The 17201-nt window shown below is 47.8% G+C and carries 15 protein-coding genes and 1 pseudogene; 4 read left to right on the forward strand and 12 right to left on the reverse strand.

Annotated elements, in window-relative coordinates; translation table 11 throughout:
- Positions 1 to 11: 11 nt before the first annotated feature.
- The 5 genes from AC1VYS_RS21945 to AC1VYS_RS21965 all read right to left on the reverse strand — a co-directional run bounded on the left by AC1VYS_RS21945 (position 12) and on the right by AC1VYS_RS21965 (position 5786).
- On the reverse strand, positions 12 to 1175 hold the full coding sequence (locus tag AC1VYS_RS21945; RefSeq protein ID WP_482911471.1) for an iron-containing alcohol dehydrogenase: 1164 nt from the start codon (positions 1173 to 1175) through the stop codon (positions 12 to 14).
- 92 nt (positions 1176 to 1267) lie between these two features.
- A complete protein-coding gene (locus AC1VYS_RS21950) occupies positions 1268 to 1855 on the reverse strand; it encodes an MSMEG_1061 family FMN-dependent PPOX-type flavoprotein (RefSeq protein ID WP_482911472.1) in 588 nt (195 codons plus the stop codon).
- Positions 1856 to 2000: 145 nt separating this feature from the next.
- Positions 2001 to 3599, reverse strand: coding sequence for a UDP-glucose--hexose-1-phosphate uridylyltransferase (locus AC1VYS_RS21955; RefSeq protein WP_482911473.1), 1599 nt, complete (start codon positions 3597 to 3599; stop codon positions 2001 to 2003).
- Positions 3600 to 3613: 14 nt separating this feature from the next.
- A complete protein-coding gene (gene galE / locus AC1VYS_RS21960; RefSeq protein WP_123066337.1) occupies positions 3614 to 4603 on the reverse strand; it encodes a UDP-glucose 4-epimerase GalE in 990 nt (329 codons plus the stop codon).
- A 1-nt stretch (position 4604) separates the two neighbouring features.
- Positions 4605 to 5786 (reverse strand): galactokinase, encoded by a 1182-nt coding sequence (locus AC1VYS_RS21965; RefSeq protein WP_482911474.1) that lies wholly within the window; start codon positions 5784 to 5786, stop codon positions 4605 to 4607.
- Positions 5787 to 5952: 166 nt separating this feature from the next.
- On the opposite strand from AC1VYS_RS21965, the gene AC1VYS_RS21970 reads away from it, so the two are divergent.
- Positions 5953 to 6921: an AraC family transcriptional regulator gene (locus AC1VYS_RS21970; protein ID WP_482911475.1), complete on the forward strand. Its 969-nt coding sequence runs from the start codon at positions 5953 to 5955 to the stop codon at positions 6919 to 6921.
- A 179-nt stretch (positions 6922 to 7100) separates the two neighbouring features.
- On the opposite strand, the gene mgrA is transcribed toward AC1VYS_RS21970, so the two are convergent.
- The 6 genes from mgrA to AC1VYS_RS22000 all read right to left on the reverse strand — a co-directional run bounded on the left by mgrA (position 7101) and on the right by AC1VYS_RS22000 (position 12359).
- Complete coding sequence (mgrA, locus tag AC1VYS_RS21975; protein ID WP_482915091.1) at positions 7101 to 8117, reverse strand: L-glyceraldehyde 3-phosphate reductase; 1017 nt, start codon at positions 8115 to 8117, stop codon at positions 7101 to 7103.
- Between the two features lie 78 nt (positions 8118 to 8195).
- The gene (locus tag AC1VYS_RS21980; protein ID WP_482911476.1) at positions 8196 to 8936 is read right to left on the reverse strand and encodes an NAD-dependent protein deacylase; all 741 of its coding nucleotides are present in this window, start codon (positions 8934 to 8936) and stop codon (positions 8196 to 8198) included.
- Positions 8937 to 8985: 49 nt separating this feature from the next.
- Positions 8986 to 9753, reverse strand: coding sequence for an HAD family hydrolase (locus AC1VYS_RS21985; RefSeq protein WP_482911477.1), 768 nt, complete (start codon positions 9751 to 9753; stop codon positions 8986 to 8988).
- 26 nt (positions 9754 to 9779) lie between these two features.
- Positions 9780 to 10550, reverse strand: a complete 771-nt coding sequence (locus tag AC1VYS_RS21990; RefSeq protein WP_482911478.1) for an alpha/beta hydrolase — start codon at positions 10548 to 10550, stop codon at positions 9780 to 9782.
- Positions 10551 to 10638: 88 nt separating this feature from the next.
- Positions 10639 to 11304, reverse strand: coding sequence for a bifunctional 2-keto-4-hydroxyglutarate aldolase/2-keto-3-deoxy-6-phosphogluconate aldolase (locus tag AC1VYS_RS21995; protein WP_090915508.1), 666 nt, complete (start codon positions 11302 to 11304; stop codon positions 10639 to 10641).
- Positions 11305 to 11393: 89 nt separating this feature from the next.
- The gene (locus AC1VYS_RS22000) at positions 11394 to 12359 is read right to left on the reverse strand and encodes a sugar kinase (RefSeq protein ID WP_482911479.1); all 966 of its coding nucleotides are present in this window, start codon (positions 12357 to 12359) and stop codon (positions 11394 to 11396) included.
- A gap of 234 nt (positions 12360 to 12593) precedes the next feature.
- Between AC1VYS_RS22000 and AC1VYS_RS22005 the strand changes: the two genes are divergently transcribed.
- From AC1VYS_RS22005 to ilvD, 3 genes and pseudogenes are all read left to right on the forward strand, one after another.
- Positions 12594 to 13634 (forward strand): acyltransferase family protein, encoded by a 1041-nt coding sequence (locus AC1VYS_RS22005; protein ID WP_482911480.1) that lies wholly within the window; start codon positions 12594 to 12596, stop codon positions 13632 to 13634.
- 121 nt (positions 13635 to 13755) lie between these two features.
- Positions 13756 to 14004 (forward strand): annotated as a pseudogene (locus AC1VYS_RS22010) (KGG domain-containing protein); the annotation flags it as partial.
- A 329-nt stretch (positions 14005 to 14333) separates the two neighbouring features.
- Entirely contained in the window at positions 14334 to 16019 is a 1686-nt protein-coding gene (ilvD, locus tag AC1VYS_RS22015) for a dihydroxy-acid dehydratase (protein ID WP_145332657.1), read from the forward strand.
- Positions 16020 to 16228: 209 nt separating this feature from the next.
- Here the strand turns inward: ilvD and AC1VYS_RS22020 are convergent, their stop codons facing one another.
- Positions 16229 to 17122 (reverse strand): YkoP family protein, encoded by an 894-nt coding sequence (locus tag AC1VYS_RS22020; protein ID WP_482915092.1) that lies wholly within the window; start codon positions 17120 to 17122, stop codon positions 16229 to 16231.
- Positions 17123 to 17201 lie beyond the last annotated feature (79 nt).

Below are 17201 nucleotides of genomic sequence, written 5' to 3' on the forward strand. Positions count from 1 at the left end.
TCTTAATTCACTTACAGCGAAGCTTTGTAGATGGATACCACATCTTCACGTTGCAGCTTTTTAAAGTTACCGAACGGCCCGAACAGCATCGCTTTATCCGCCATAACCTCAATCTGACTGTCATCAATATCATAGTCAGCCAGACGGTTTGGTGCACCAATGGATGTCCAGAACTTGCTGAGTGCATCAATGCCCTCCTCGGCAATCTGTCTGTCAGATTTACCTTCAGGGTTCACATCAAACACATTGATTGCAAGACGTTTGAAACGATCCACCTTCACATCCAGGTTATGTCTCATCCAGTGCGGGAACAGGATTGCAAGTCCGCCGCCATGCGGAATATCATAAACCGCTGATACAGCATGTTCGATATTGTGCGTTGCCCAGTCTCCTGCGAGTCCCATGTTCAGCACTCCATTCAGCGCCATTGTTCCGCAATACAGAATCGTCTCACGAAGTTCGTAGTTCTCCAGGTCATCCACTAAACGAGGAGCTGCTTCCATTACTGTTCGCAGAATCGTCTCGCAGAAGCCGAGTTGAACAGGTGTGTTCGGATCCAGATGGAAATAATGCTCCAATACGTGAGACATCATGTCCACCATACCGTATACCGTTTGGTCCTTCGGTACCGTGTATGTGTTCACGGGATCAAGAATGGAGAATGCAGGGAAAGAATGCGCACTGCCCCATCCGAGCTTCTCTTGTGTTTCCTGGTTTGTAATTACCGAACCGGAGTTCATCTCTGAACCGGTAGCCGCCATGGTAAGCACTGTGCCGAGTGGAAGCGCATCTTGTGCAACAGCTTTACGCTGTGCAAAGTCCCACATATCTCCATCGTATTTCGCCCCAACAGCAATCGCTTTGGCACAATCAAGCACACTACCGCCACCCACAGCCAGAATGAGCTCAATACCATGTGTTTTACACAAGTCCACGCCTTTATGTACAGTGGACAGACGCGGATTCGGCTCTACACCTGCGAGCTCCGTTACTTCTGTTCCGATTTCCTTGAGCAAACCAAGCACCTGATCATACAGTCCGCTACGTTTAATGCTTCCACCGCCATATACAAGCAGAACCCGTTTGCCGTATTTCGGCACTTCGGTTTTCAGCGCTTCGAGCTGGCCTTTACCGAAGATTAGACGAGTTGGGTTATAAAATTGAAAAGATCTCATGATCTATAATCGCCTCCAATGGAGTTTAATTTTTAGTGCAACCTCAATTATAGTACCCCTTTTATAGAAAAACAAATCGATAGCCGCTCACTTTAGTTCAATCCGTTGATCTTCAGATGTGCTTGAAGAAGTTCATTCACGGATGGCAACTCTTCGGATTTCGCCCATGTTGCAACGTCCCATAATCCTGCCTGATTAAAGGCCCGCGGACAATGAATGAAACATTCCTCGACTTCGACAATGACGGCTGCTCCAATGGTTTTACCATCCCAGTTCATGCTTGCGATGAATTCTTCATCCTTTGTAATCCGAGCTGTTCCATTGATACGCAGCACTTCATTCAAACCCGGAATCACAAACAACATTCCTACACCTGGATCTGACAGAATGTTCAACAACGAATCGATTCGGCGATTTCCTGGGCGTTCGGGGTACACCAGTCTATAAGAATCCAATACACGAACAAAGCCAGGGTCATCCCCGCGCGGTGATACATCACATTTTCCATCCTGATCCGAAGTGGACAAGAAGAACATGGGTGACTTCGTGATAAAATTCTGAACATGCGAATCCACAAACGGGATTACTTTGTTACGCACACGTTCGCTGGATTCTCCAACCATGCTTTTAAGTTCGTTGGCATCTGAGATAAATGGAAGATTAAGCGGCTGCTTTTCCATATGAATTGTCCCCTTTTTCTTATGTATTGGATTGTTCTTCGTCTTCGTTATACTCTGTTCTTCTTTCATTTCCTTACTCCATTATACACCTCAATCCATGTCAAAAAGCACCCGTTCGCAATTGAACGGATGCCAAATGGTCCTGCTACTCGGTATATCCCATACTACTTACGAAGCGACGGAATGCTTGACGTCCAGCTTCATCATGTTTGTACACACCTGCATGCTCCAGAATTTCGGAGAATTTCAAACCTACCTGCTGTTGTACAAGTGTAACCGCTTCTTCCTTCGTCAAGCTGGAGCCATGCCCCTGCTTTAACTCTTCTGTCCACGGTACATGTTTGTTCAGTTCATGATCTGCCGCCTGGGCAGCTTCAGCAAGCTCTGTATTTCCCGCCAAGATGTCGGCAATACCGTCTAGTTCTTCTTTAAGACGTCCTGGCAAAATAGCCAGTCCCATAACTTCGATCAGCCCGATGTTTTCTTTTTTCAGATGATGCATCTCGCGGTGTGGGTGGAAAATGCCTTCCGGGTGCTCGTCATTTGTACGGTTGTTACGTAACACGAGATCCATCTCAAAGCCGCCATCCGCACTACGGCGAACAATCGGAGTTACCGTATTGTGAGGTACCTTTTCCCCATCGATCTCACTAAACGCTTCGATCTCTACTGCGGAGTCACTGTACACCTTCCACGCTTCGTAGACCGCGTTACCCGCTTCTAGCAATTCCGCAGGATCATGGGAATGCAAGCGCATCACGGACATCGGCCATTTGACAAGGCTAAGTGTCAGCCCTGGTGCATCTGCATGACGGAAGACCGCCTCTGGCTGTGCGTTTTGAATGGCAAACGTATGACGTCCGCCCTGGAAGTGGTCATGGGTCAGAATGGAACCTCCCACGATTGGAAGATCGGCGTTAGACCCGATAAAGTAATGCGGATATTCCTGAACAAAGGCAAGCAGTCTGCGCAAGGTATCCTTCGTCAGTTTCATCGGCACATGATCATGATGGAAAATAATGCAGTGCTCATTGTAGTACACGTACGGTGAGTATTGGAACAACCACGGCTCGTTATTAAGCTGCAGCGGAATGACACGCAGATTCTGGCGAGCCGGGTGATTCACCCGACCAGCATAACCTACATTTTCACGGCACAGCTGACATTTTGGATATACCGGAGGTGGAAGCAACTTCGCCATAGCGATTTCCTTTGGACTTTTCTCCGGCTTCGAAAGGTTGATCGTAATCTCCATCTCGCCATAAGCGGTATCCTGTGTCCAATAGACGTTCTTGGATACGCGATCCATTCGGATGTAGTTCGAGTTAATGGACAAGTCATAAAATTGCGATGTTGCCGCCTCGATGCCTTCCGCCTGCTCCTTATCGCGGAAAGCACGCACAACTTCTGATGGGCGCGCCATCAGATGACCCATAATTTTCGCATCCAGCAGGTCACGGAACGTGTCGCTATTTTCAGGAATGAGTCCAATGGTATATCCATAATCAATTAACGTGTCCAGCATGCTCTGTGGACTATCAGGTATTGTAGCATCCAGTTCACCAGCATATGGCTCTGAGAATCCGAACTGTTCCATTAACAGGTTGCGGCTGTAATCATAGTCCGCTTCCTCGATCAGTTTTTTCTGTAAGGCAAATGCGACCAGACGCTCAATGGCATGCAGTGCTTCCTGCTGCTCGGGTGTACGCTCTGTGGCCTCTGCTCCAGGTTGAGTCTGTGACATAAGATGTTCGCCTCCTAGTTTTTTCCGTAGCCTTCAGGGCGTGATTGATGCCAGTTCCATGCGCTTTGAATGACATCTTCGAGATTTGTCCATTTCGGGTTCCAGCCCAGAACGGATCTTGCTTTCGCAGACGACGCTACCAGAACAGCCGGGTCACCCGCACGACGTGGTTCCTGAACAACCGGAATATCCAAACCTGTCACTTTTTTAGCGGTTTCGATCACTTGTTTCACCGAGAATCCAGTGCCGTTACCCAGGTTGAACACGTTGCTGTTCTCCCCTTTGCGCAAGTAATCCACAGCACGTAGATGCGCATCAGCCAGATCGCTAACATGGATGTAGTCACGGATACATGTGCCATCCTCTGTTGCATAGTCATCTCCGAATACAGCGATATGTGAACGTTGTTTCAATGCCGTCTGCAATACAAGCGGAATCAAGTGACTTTCCGGCTGGTGATCCTCACCGATTTTGCCACTTTCGTGTGCACCGGCTGCATTGAAGTAACGCAGGGAAACGTATTTGATATCCTGCACTTTGTCGAACCAGGACATCATGCGCTCCATCATCAATTTGGTTTCACCATATACATTCGTAGGCTCCGTACGGTCGCTCTCTTCGATCGGCACCTTCTCAGGTTCGCCGTAAGTTGCTGCTGTAGATGAGAAGACGATGCGACGTACATTCGCTGCATTCATTGCTTCAAGCAGGCAAAGTGTGCCGAATACGTTATTATCGTAGTATTTAGCCGGTTCTTTCATGCTCTCGCCGACGAGCGAGTTGGCCGCAAAGTGAATGACGGCATCAATTGAATTTTCCGCGAACAGTTTCGTCAAGATTTCCTTGTCACGCAAATCGCCTTCATACAACTTACCGCCCAGCAATGCCTCGCGATGTCCTGTCTGCAAGTTATCCAGTACAACGACTTCCTCGCCACGTTCGAGCAATGCTGCCACTGTATGAGATCCAATATATCCTGCTCCACCTGTCACCAAAATTGCCATTTTACTTCGCCTCCTTGAGTTCGTTAACACCTTCGCCTACACCACATACATAGAAATCACCTTTGAGACCGGTACGTGCTTCATACGCTGCACCCACTTCACTCACAAAACGTTCCACATCATTCTCATGCACCAGAGACACCGTACATCCGCCAAAACCAGCACCAGTCATACGTGCACCCAGTGTTCCTGGAATCCGCTGAGCTTCTTCCACCATAACATCCAGTTCGCTACAGCTGACTTCATACAAGTCACGCAGCGATTCATGCGAAGCATTCATCAACTGTCCAAACATATGCAGATCATTGTTCCGCAAAGCCTCGACTGAGGATAGCACCCGCGCATTTTCTTCCACAACGTGCTGGGCACGCTGTCTGACTTTCTCATCCTTGATCTGATCCTGTAATGTGTCAAATTGCTCTGGCTTCAATTGAGCCAGGTAATTCAGTGCAGGCAGCTGTTCCTTCAAAATGGCAAGTGCCTGCTCGCATTGGGAGCGCCGCTCATTGTAAGCCGAATCGACCAATCCACGACGTTTATTTGTGTTACCGATAATCAGTTTGTAAGCACCTGTGCGAAAAGGAACCTTCTCATACTCGAGCGTATCACACATCAGGAGAATTGCATGTTCCTTAGCCCCATTCGCTACAGCAAACTGATCCATTATGCCACAGTTGACACCAACAAACTCATTTTCTGCTTTCTGGGACAAAAGCGCAAGTTCCACGGTGTCAATGTCGGGTACCCCTTCCATGGATTGAATCGCATACCCGGTGAGAACCTCCAGAGATGCTGAGGAGGAAAGTCCTGCGCCATTTGGTATCTCACCGTGATAGAGGAAATCATACCCTCTCGTCACTTGCACACCTTTGCCTTGCAGCTGTACCATGACGCCTACCGGGTAGTCCGTCCACTCTCCCGTTTTCTCCTGACCAATGGAGGCTCTGTCCACAGTCCCCTCGTAAGCCATATTGGTAGAAGCCAGCTGTAATGCGTTATCCGTACGTTCACGAATGAGCAAGGTTGTGCCAAACTCAAGCGCGGCCGGGAGCACATAACCACCATTGTAGTCGATATGTTCACCAATCAGATTCACACGCCCAGGGGCATGGAATACACGGATGTCCGCTCCACTTTCTCCGTACTTCTCAATAAACTTTTGTTGCAAATCAGTTACATTCAAAGCTGATGCACCTCGCCTCTTTGTTGTGGTTTTCTTAATGTTATTATACAAGGAAGTGATCTCTCTTAAAATGAAACCATGTGTGATTCATATGGATAAATGTGACCTTTAATCCTATAATGAGTTTAACGACCGAAGCTCGACATTACGGAAAGAAGGAACATATATGAAGGAATCCAAAGCTAACTCGGCTGAAATATCCCATAACGTTAGCAATTCGTCCAGCCTCCGCTCCTCACAGCAGGAAACACCCACAGGCAAAAGCGGAGCACTTAGTTACTCCGTTGCCTCGAATCCCGTCTATCACAACCAAAGGGCATTGCATGTCCTGTTTGCCGGTGCAAGCCAGACCCTTCCAGGACATGCACTCGGACCGAAGCTATATGATTATTATCTTTTGCATTATGTAGAAAATGGAGCCGGTACATTCCGTACGGAACAGCACACCTACGATCTCGCCGCAGGTGATTGTTTTTTGATTCATCCAGGCCAACTGGTAAGCTACCAGTCCCATGCTCGCAAGCCTTGGCAATACCGCTGGATTGCCTTCACAGGCAGTGAAGCTGCTCGGCACGTCGAACAGGCCGGGTTCAGGCCCGAGAAATCTGTTTTCCATGCCGGTACAGCAGGTAACATATCCAACTGGCTGTCGGTCATGCAGGATGCTTTTGCCGAGCGAAAAGAGAGCGCGCATTATACATCACTCGGTACACTGTATATGATTTTAGCCGAGGCTCAGAATCACCTCTCCGAAGGGCAAACATTAACCTCGGGGGAATCCTCCATCCGGCGCACGGTCAAACAGATGATTCAATATATGTCCACCCAGTATGCTTACCCTGTGTCTATCGAGCAAATGTCCGAGAGCTTGGGGTATAACCGCGCGTATCTCTCACGTATTTTCAAGCAGGAAACGGGCCTCACCCCTGTGACTTATTTGTTGAAACTGCGGATCGACAAGTCTCGTCAACTCCTGAGGGAACGCCCGGATTTGTCCATCGAGCAAGTATCCGCATCTGTGGGTATGCCCGACGCCTTATATTTTTCCAAACAGTTCAAACGATTCCACGGGGAGGCACCAAGTCTCTACCGGGACAAACTGCTTGCGCGTCCGGCACCTTCAAAAGGTACGTAAAATCTCTCCCTCACATAGAAGAGACAGCGTCATATCACATCGTAAATATGAACAAAAACGGAATAACTGAATTAGGATCACCTGTTCAAAATAAAAAAGGTGCATCTTGCCTTTATGGCTAAGATGCACCTTTTGTGTATGATTTATTTCTGAACACTTCCCCACATACGGGACAGGTTCTAATCCTTATTTTTGTTCGTAGACTCCGGTCGCAAAATCGACTCAATCCGTTCCAGTTCCTCTGTCGAAAACTCCAGCTGACTAAGCGCAGCCACGTTCTCTTCAATCTGAGACGGACGGCTTGCGCCAATTAGCGCAGACGTGACTCTTCCATTCCGCAGTACCCATGCCAGTGCAAACTGGGCAAGACTCTGACCACGGGATGCCGCAATCTGATTCAGAGCACGTACCTTACGCAGTGTCTCGGGAGAGATATTATTTTCATTCAGAAATACAGAAGGTCCTTTGGCGCGTGAATCCTCTGGAATGCCATTCAAATATTTGTTCGTGAGCACACCTTGCTCCAATGGACAGAACGCAATACTTCCTGCTCCATACTCATCTAGCACATCCTGAAGCCCATCCTCAATCCAGCGATCCAGCATGGAGTACCTTGGCTGATGAATCAGCAGCGGCGTACCCAGGCTTTTCAGTATCTCGGCCGCCTGTTTCGTTTGCTCAGCAGGATAATTGGAAATGCCAACATAGAGTGCCTTGCCTGAACGGACAATATGATCGAGTGCCATCATCGTCTCTTCAAGCGGCGTATCCGGATCATAACGGTGTGAATAAAAAATATCCACATAATCTAGTCCCATTCGAGTCAGACTCTGATTCAGACTGGAAATCAGGTATTTGCGAGAACCCCATTCACCATAAGGCCCAGGCCACATATTGTATCCGGCTTTGGTGGAGATAATCAATTCATCGCGGTAAGATTTCAAATCCTGAGCCAGCACTTGGCCAAACATCTGCTCTGCTGAACCTGCAGGTGGCCCATAATTGTTTGCCAAATCAAAATGTGTAATCCCGAGATCAAACGCACGTGTAATCATGTTGCGTCCATTCTCTACACTGTTAATTCCACCAAAATTATGCCACAGTCCAAGTGAGATCGCTGGCAGCTTGAGGCCCGAACGTCCCACGCGGTTATATTTCATCGTTTCATAGCGTGTATCAGCAGCTACATAGACCATCATGAATCCCTTCTTTCCACAGGTTCGCGCATCCTGATCCAAGCCTTAGCCGGAGGATGCAGTAATTCAGTCCATTTTTTAGCGCAAAAGTTGTTCTACCCTCTTCATTACCTCTCCAATGGGCTCTGTAATCAACAAGTCAGCCCGATGATCATAAGCGGTTGGTGTGGCGTTGAGCAGAACGGTATGTTTTCCCTGAAAATAGGTAATCAATTGAGCCGCCGGATAGACTGTCAGTGATGTTCCTCCTACCAGAAGTAGATCTGCTGAAGACAAGGCATCGATGGCATGATATAACGTTGTCTGATCCAGTTCTTCTTCGTACAAAACTACATCTGGCTTGACCACACCTCCGCATGACGAGCAACGAGGTACAACCTCTTTCGATTGCATAATGTCATGCAGCGAATAGAACTGCTTGCAATCCATGCAAGCATTGCGATGAACCGAACCGTGAAGCTCCAGCACGTGACTGCTGCCTGCCTTTTGATGCAGACCATCGATGTTTTGCGTAATGACAGCGTGAAGTTTCCCCTCCTGCTCCAGTCTGGCAAGTAAATAATGACAGCCATTGGGCTCTGCATCGGGATGAAGCATTTTCCCACGGTAGAAGTCATAGAAAATATCAGCGTGCTGATCAAAAAAATGCCGGCTTAACAGTTCCTCCGGAGGATAAGGGGAGTGCTGCTCCGTCTGATACAGTCCTGCTGCCGAGCGAAAGTCGGGAATCCCGCTTTCCGTTGAAGTTCCGGCTCCTCCGAAAAAAACAATGCGTGAACTCTCCTGAATCCAGGCAGCCAGTTGCTCTGTTGCTTTCATCCTCTCTCCTCCTTTGATTCCCTTGAATTATACGAACACAGAACAACAATTATAATAAAACATCTAATTCATCATAGTGACGTATTACGACGTCAGCGTCATGCAGATGCGCGCCCTGATCCAATTGCGGACAGTACCCCAATGTATATGCTGCTCCTGCATGGCGTCCCATTTGCATATCACCATTGCTATCTCCAATGACTACAGCCTGATGAGGCGGGACAGATAATTCCTGGCAAGCTAGCAGGAAGGATTCCCCATCGGGTTTGCCACGACTTACTCGGTCACAGCCTACAATTGAACTGAAAAAGGAACGGATGCCCATCCAGTCCAGATGTGCTTCAGCCGCTGATGTACTATCGGAAGTCACCACTGCAAGCTGAATGCCTGCTTCCTTACAACGTTGCAGTAAATCCAGTAATCCAGGCATAGGTTCAGCGGATTTCCGCTCTCTTACAGACTTCATCGCTATGCTTGAAAACTGACGTATCGTTGTAATAGCTTCGTTCCATGGCGTACCTGTAGCATAGAGCTGTCCTGCCAGCCAGCCGTTACATTCATCTACAGTTGCAATGGCGAGCGGCCCTTGCACATCGTAGCCGCTGAGATGACCTTCCGAATCATGAACTGTACCCAGCACATGTTCGAGTTCCACGGTAAAGGAGGCCTCACGTTCTCGCATCCATACTTGCATTTGCATGAGCATACTCTCGGCCCAAGGACCCCATAATTGAAGAAAATCCAGCAAGGTGCCATCTTTGTCAAACAGAATTGCTCTGCAAGGAATCCTCTCTCCCTGCACCTGTAGCAAAGCCACTCACCTTCACCTCCGCTGAAATTAAACTACTTGATCGTATCTAACCAGGATAATAACGTTTTGACCGTCTGTTTCAACTGGTCCTCTTCGTTGACTGTGGGCTCACCGTCTCCCTTCTGATGACCATAGTCACCAAACTGAGCATGGTTCCCTCCTTCAATGGTGTAATACACGGTATCTGGTGGCAAATACATGCGTCCTTCCTGATACTTGGTCATATTCACCACGCCATCATTGGTGCCGAGAATGGATAACGCCGGAATACCCAGCTTCTGCACACTTCCTTTTTGGTCAGGATAGGATGCCAGGAAAAAAATGCCTTGAAGAACATCAGGATGTGCCACTACATATCGTGCAGCCATGGAGCCTCCTAGCGAGTGACCACCCATGACAAACTTCTCTTCCGGGTAGGCTGACAAAATATCATCGGCCAGATTAGGCTTAATTACAGCTAAATTGAAAGGCATTTTAGCAATAATGGTATGATGACCAGCTGCGGCAAGTTCATGAGCAAGAGGAGCATAACTTTCCGGCTTCACTAAACCGCCAGGATAGAAAAGTACACTTTTTGCATCAGCTTTAGGCTTATCCGGTTTAAAATCGATCCAGTTCTCCTGCTCACTAACGGTAACTCCGCCGGATGTTTCCATCGCAGCCTGAGCAGCCTCCTGAGGCCCGTAAGGCGTAAATAGCTTCCATGCAACGTATCCGCAACCAATGACAATGAGCGCCAGAAGTACGAGCAGAAACTTGCCAATGCCCCTCTTCTTGCGCCCCGTATTATAACGATTTCTCAACATCATTCACCTTTCTAACTTCCGCAAATTACCGCAGCTTATGGAAGCGGGAGCCTGCTTGTCGCAGGCTCCCTTCCATGTTGAAATATTATTCAGCCTTGGCTTTGCGATAAGCTTCCATATATTGTTCCGCTTTGCGGCGGACATGGCTCAAATCTCCCGTCTTCACAGCTTCCGACGTCAGATCAGATCCGATCCCGACAGCAACAGCTCCACCTTTAATCCATTCGCCCAGATTGGACAAAGACACTCCGCCTGTAGGCATAAAGTTCGCCTGTGGCATAGGGCCTTTCATCGTTTTGATAATCGAAGGGTCATACAGATTGCCAGGGAACAGCTTGATAATATCGACGCCAAGCTCCAGTGCACGCTGAACATCAGCAATCGTCATGACACCCGGCAGGATCGGCACGCGATACAAATTACACATTTGAACCGTCTCAGGGTTAAGTGAAGGTCCAACGACAAATTCAGCCCCGGACATAATTGCAGCTCTTGCCGTCTGCGCCTCAAGCACGGTACCCGCTCCAATAATTGCGAATTTCTCTGGATCTTGCGTATTCCAATGGTACACACGGCTTAATTTTTCGATCGCTTTGAGCGCACCTGGAACGGTCATCGTAATCTCAATAACCTTGATGCCACCCGCGATTGCTTGCTCGGCCATAGCAATGACCTGGTCAGCTGAATCTGCGCGCAGAACTGCCACCACACCATTGTCCGTCATCTTTTGCAAAAGTTGAAGCTTCTTCATTTCATTCTCTCCCTTGTCCATGTGGTGGTTGTGTATACAAACTTTACATTTTGAAGAACGAAGATGAGTCATCCTGATTTTAACGGAACTTAACGCTCAACGTGAGCAACATTATTCAGCTTGGCCTCGACCTGTGCCCATGTCGGAAGTGCTTCCCAATCTCCGACAGCCTGGATAACCATTGATCCGTTCAAATTACCGAGCCTGGTCGCTTCCTGCGGGTTGTATCCTTTTAACAGACCAGTTAAAAAGCCTGCGCAGAATCCGTCTCCGGCCCCTACAGTATCAAGAACCTGATCTGCTTTAAAGTACGGAACTTCCGTTAGGGTACCATCCGCAAGTACGTAGGTCAAATCAGGACCGCCTTTAACAATACATACTGCATCCATGGCGGCTAGGCGTTCCAGCACCTTTTGATCACTTTCTTCGTTATATAACAGTTTCATCTCATCCAAACCTGGTAAAAAGTAGTCAGCCTGTTCTGCCAAACGCAGCAACACAGGGCGAGCCTTCTCTGCTGACCACAGCTTGAGGCGCAGATTTGGATCGAAGCTCACTTTCACCCCCGCCTGCTTGGCAATATGTATGGCGGCTTCAACCGTGGAAAGTCCTGAATCGCTGATGGCTGCAGTAATACCTGTAACATGCAAAATCTTGGCCCCGGCAATATATCCCGGATCAAGATCATCCGGTGTCATCGCACTTGCCGCGGATAACTTCCTATAATAATGCACCGAGGCTTTCCCGGAAGCGTTCTCACGAATCATCAGACCTGTAGGTTCATGATCACTTAATTTGGCCCGGGATACATCTACACCTTCGCCGCGAATGGCTTTCAGAATCATGTTACCGATCGGATCGTTACCGAGCCGTCCAAACCAGCCACTGGTGTGTCCAAGCCTTGCTACGCCAATAGCCAGATTGCTCTCCGCTCCTCCGAATGTCTTGTCCAGTGTAGCTGCATATTCAAGCCCTCTTGTATCTCTGGCCGTCAGCAACCCCATACTTTCCCCGAATGTAATAATATCAGGGCTTTGAAAGGGACTCGTTGACATATTGCCTTCCTCCTTAATATTGACTACCTCATCTTCTTCTACCATTGTCATCCCGTATGCAACCGTTGTCAATCCCGAAGCATTCTTTTTGTTGTCACATCTTTGAGAAAAGATAACGCTTTCTAATGTGAATAAAATCACAATCATTAGAGTGAATCCATATTAACCTTAATACAGATGTATAGCGGATAAAGATATATTACTTTTCAACAAAGTTTTCAAGGGGGCTACATCATGAGAAATCAGATACTGATTCAGGATGATCAGGAATCTTTCTTTTACAATCTTCGCTTCATGTTAATTGTCTGTGTGCTGGCTGGAAATGCACTGGAACCGCTCATTACGCGCTTTGCCGGAGCAGAAGCGTTGTTTATGTGGATCTATACGTTTCATATGCCCCTCTTCGTATGGGTGACCGGATATTTTGCCAAACCTTCTATCCAGGGAGTCGCGGGACGTAACGTGCTGAAACAGATTGTACTACAATATGTTTTGTTCCAAACGTTATATGCGTTGATGGATGCAACCGTATTTCATACACCTCATATGCGGTTATCCTTCTTTGCGCCGTATCTGCTACTGTGGTTCCTTGCCAGCCATTTCTGCTGGCGTTTACTGGTTCGGATTACGATCTCTTGGAAACCTGTCCATCGCTTGATTGCTTCAATCGCACTCGGTATCATTGCCGGTTATTTGCCTGTCGATGGTTTTTGGCTCAGCTGCAGCCGTACCTTTGTGTTTCTCCCGTTCTTCGTCATAGGATATGACTATGGTGCAGCCATTCGTGCTCGTCTACTCCCGGGCTGGGGCCGCAGAGCAGCTGCGATCCTATCTGCTGCTCTGCTGATATATATTGCCTATGGCGGCTTGAACATTCCGCAAGGATGGCTGCTTGGAAGCAAGACTTATGCTGAACTGGGGCATCAGGAATGGTATGCCGGAATTTACCGGCTTGGTGTGTACCTGCTGGAAATCATCTCCGCGACGCTATTCCTTGCCTGGGTTCCCAACCTGACCTCCAGACTGACCGATCTGGGTCGCCGTACACTGTACGTCTTCCTTTTGCACGGCTTCCTCGTGCGGCTTGCGATCTGGTCAGGGGTATACAGTTACATGGGTAGTGCATTGTTTATCCCTGTTATCCTTGTTGTTGCTGTACTATTTTCCATTACACTCGCTCACCCTCTTGTACGACAAACCTTTAAAGCTTTCATCGAGCCGGATATTTCGCGGATTTCATTTCATCGACACGGTGTTTTCAAGCGTTCTGCATAATGTTCCAGATCACTTCTAATACCCAGCAACTCCCATTTATTTTGTTTCAGGCTGGAAAAACTGTGGTAATTCAGGATACAAGCTGCAAAAAACAACTTATCATGGTAAGGAGTGATTTGTGATGGCACAAGGGCAGACGTCAGAACGCAAGATGAGTAGAGAAGAAGCCGGACGGTTAGGAGGAAAAGCTACATCGAGAAACCATGACCGTAGCTTCTACCAGACAATAGGTAAAAAGGGTGGTGAAGCGACTTCAGATGCTCATGATGCAGATTTTTATAAGGAAATCGGGCGAAAAGGCGGTGAAGCCACTTCAGAAACGCACAGCAAAGAATTTTATCGCGAGATCGGCCGCAAAGGTGGAAGTAGTTAAGTTAAGCTGAGCTTATAAAGACACATCCCCTTTGAAACGAACCTTGCTTTTAAATGAATCCAGAAGCCAAACTCCATGTCAATGGAATGAGGCTTCTTTTCTATATGTCTATTGATTGTAGAAATATGACGATGGTTGTGATAGACTCTATAGAAAAACCGGGTGTTCACGGGTTTAAAGCAGCAAAGAAATTCACAAACTACGGGGAGCCAGACACCAGCCCACGGGTTATTTTTTAGAGTACGGATGAAATTAAACGACAGATGTACTGCCATTTATTTTTCCATTCATGTTGCTCAATATTATAGTTTTGGGGGGAATACACCATGTCAGCCAATAAGATGCGTTCCGATATGATCAAAAAAGGGTTTGACCGCGCACCACACCGGAGTTTGCTCCGTGCAGCGGGCGTAAAAGAAGAGGATTTCGGCAAGCCGTTTATTGCAGTTTGTAACTCGTACATCGATATCGTACCTGGTCATGTTCACTTGCAGGAGTTTGGTAAAATTGTTAAGGATGCCATTCGTGAAGCCGGCGGCGTTCCGTTCGAATTCAACACCATCGGGGTTGATGACGGGATTGCGATGGGACACATCGGTATGCGTTACTCCTTGCCAAGCCGTGACATTATTGCGGACTCCGTAGAAACGGTTGTATCTGCTCACTGGTTCGACGGCATGGTTTGTATCCCGAACTGTGACAAAATTACACCAGGTATGATGATGGGCGCACTCCGCTGCAACATCCCTACCGTATTCGTTAGCGGTGGACCGATGAAAGCCGGCCGTGACAGCAACGGTAAAGCTCTTTCCCTCACTTCCGTATTCGAAGGTGTAGGTGCTTTCCAGGCGGGTAAAATCGACGACAAGAGCTTGCTTGAGCTTGAGCAGTTCGGTTGTCCAACTTGCGGATCATGTTCCGGTATGTTCACCGCGAACTCCATGAACTGCCTTGCAGAAGCGATGGGACTGGCTATGCCGGGTAACGGAACCATTCTGGCTGTAGCACCTGAGCGCCGCGAGTTTGTTAAACAATCGGCGAAACAACTGATGGAACTGATCAAGCTGGATCTGAAACCACGTGATATCGTAACTGTAGAAGCCATCGACAATGCATTTGCTCTGGACATGGCGATGGGTGGTTCGACCAATACTGTACTGCATACACTCGCTCTGGCTCACGAAGCTGGCATTGAATACCCAATCGAGCGTATCAATGAAGTTGCTAACCGTGTTCCGCATCTGGCGAAACTGGCACCGGCTTCTGACCTGCACATTGAAGATGTTCACAATGCAGGTGGCGTAAGTGCGGTTCTGAATGAATTGCTCAAGAAACCGGGCGCGATCCACGCGGACTGTATTACCGTTACAGGTAAAACCATTCGTGAAAACGTGGAAGGCCAGGAGATCAAAGATACAAACGTAATTCACAAGCTGGACAACCCTCACTCCGAAAAAGGCGGACTGGCTGTATTGTTCGGTAACCTTGCACCAGAAGGTGCGATCATTAAAGTTGGTGCGGTTGATGCTTCGGTTGGCGGATACCACAAAGGCCCTGCGATCTGTTTCGACTCCCAGGAAGAAGCACTTGAAGGTATCGCTAACGGCAAAGTTAAAGAAGGACATGTCGTGGTTATTCGTTATGAAGGACCAAAAGGCGGACCAGGTATGCCTGAAATGCTTGCGCCAACTTCCCAGATCGTAGGTATGGGACTCGGTGCCAAAGTCGGTCTGATCACGGATGGACGGTTCTCTGGCGCATCCCGCGGAATCAGTATAGGCCATATCTCTCCGGAAGCAGCAGAAGGCGGTCCGATTGCCTTTGTTGAAGAAGGAGATATCATCGAACTCGACCTGAACAACCGTACGATTGAGTTGCAAATTAGCGATGAAGAATTTGAAGCTCGTCGTGCGAACTGGAAAGGTTTTGAACCCAAAGTCAAAACCGGTTTGCTGGCTCGCTACTCCAAACTTGTAACCAATGCAAGCAATGGTGGCGTTCTGAAAATCTAGTTTTGGATGATGAAGTCATCAAATACTAAAGCAAGTATATAAAAACAAAAAAGGATGCGCTTTGCCACACTGGCAAAGCGCATCCTTTTTTTGCATCGAAAGTGCGTATAAACGCTATTCTCAGGAAGATTGCGCTATTCAATAAATAATTAAATTCGTGTATAAATCCGTTATAACATCATCAGCGAATTCAGTTCTCATTAATGAAATCAATTCTGTTCCGTTAAAACCTCATTTTCTATAACAAAGGAATCGTCTTCTGCTTGTTCAGTTACACCTGAAGCGACTGAATGATAATGTTCTCCATACCGTTGCAGTAGTTCCTCCACAGGCATCACAATCATCTTCGGCACCAATTGATCTGTCCGCTGCTTCAAACGTTTTTTGCCTGCCGGATGGATGACGCTAAGCAGTAACTTCAGATATAACCTGGAAGCCATGCTAAACGGCCCTGGAGCAAGCTCTTGTACAGTAAATCCAAATTTTTCAGGACCACGGTTAATCATGCTCACACCATAAACCGCCTTTGCAGAGCGTAATTCAGGTTCTGCAGCAACAAGCTGCGCCAAGTCCGGCAGTTGCTGTTCCATCGTACGAATCATACGAATCGCCAAATGCATGGTTGAGCGTGACGTCACACCAAGTTCAAACAATTTTTGATTGTCAAAATGCAATTCAATCATCGGATCACCATTATGCAACACATAACCATTGCTCATCTCTACTCGCGCACCATGGTATACACGGGAACGGAAATGAAGCATAGGATCATTAGATGAAGCAGTTCGCAGATGATACACCCAGTGGAACAACTTTTCCCACCCTAACCACAAAGCAACCACGGCACGTTTCCACAGCTTCAGCTTCAAGCGGGTTTCCGCTTGCACTTGTGATATTTTTGACGACGATCTGGATTTTGATTTTATACTGCCACCATACATCAAGGTGTCCACACGTACACTTTCCAAGCCACGTCGCTTAGCTTCGTCTAGCACGGTTTCCAGCGCCTCAAGCATTTGCTCCGGCGCGTGAGCATCGGCTCCCAAGGTTGTGCCTCGGTCATGAAGCAACATAACCTCTCCGCCCTTTAACTTTTTCAGCATACGTTCTTTCAGTTGCTCCGCACCTACACTGCATTTCCAGTCCTCAAACATGGCGGACCACAGAATGATCTTGCGATCT

The organism is Paenibacillus sp. G34, from assembly GCF_056856875.1.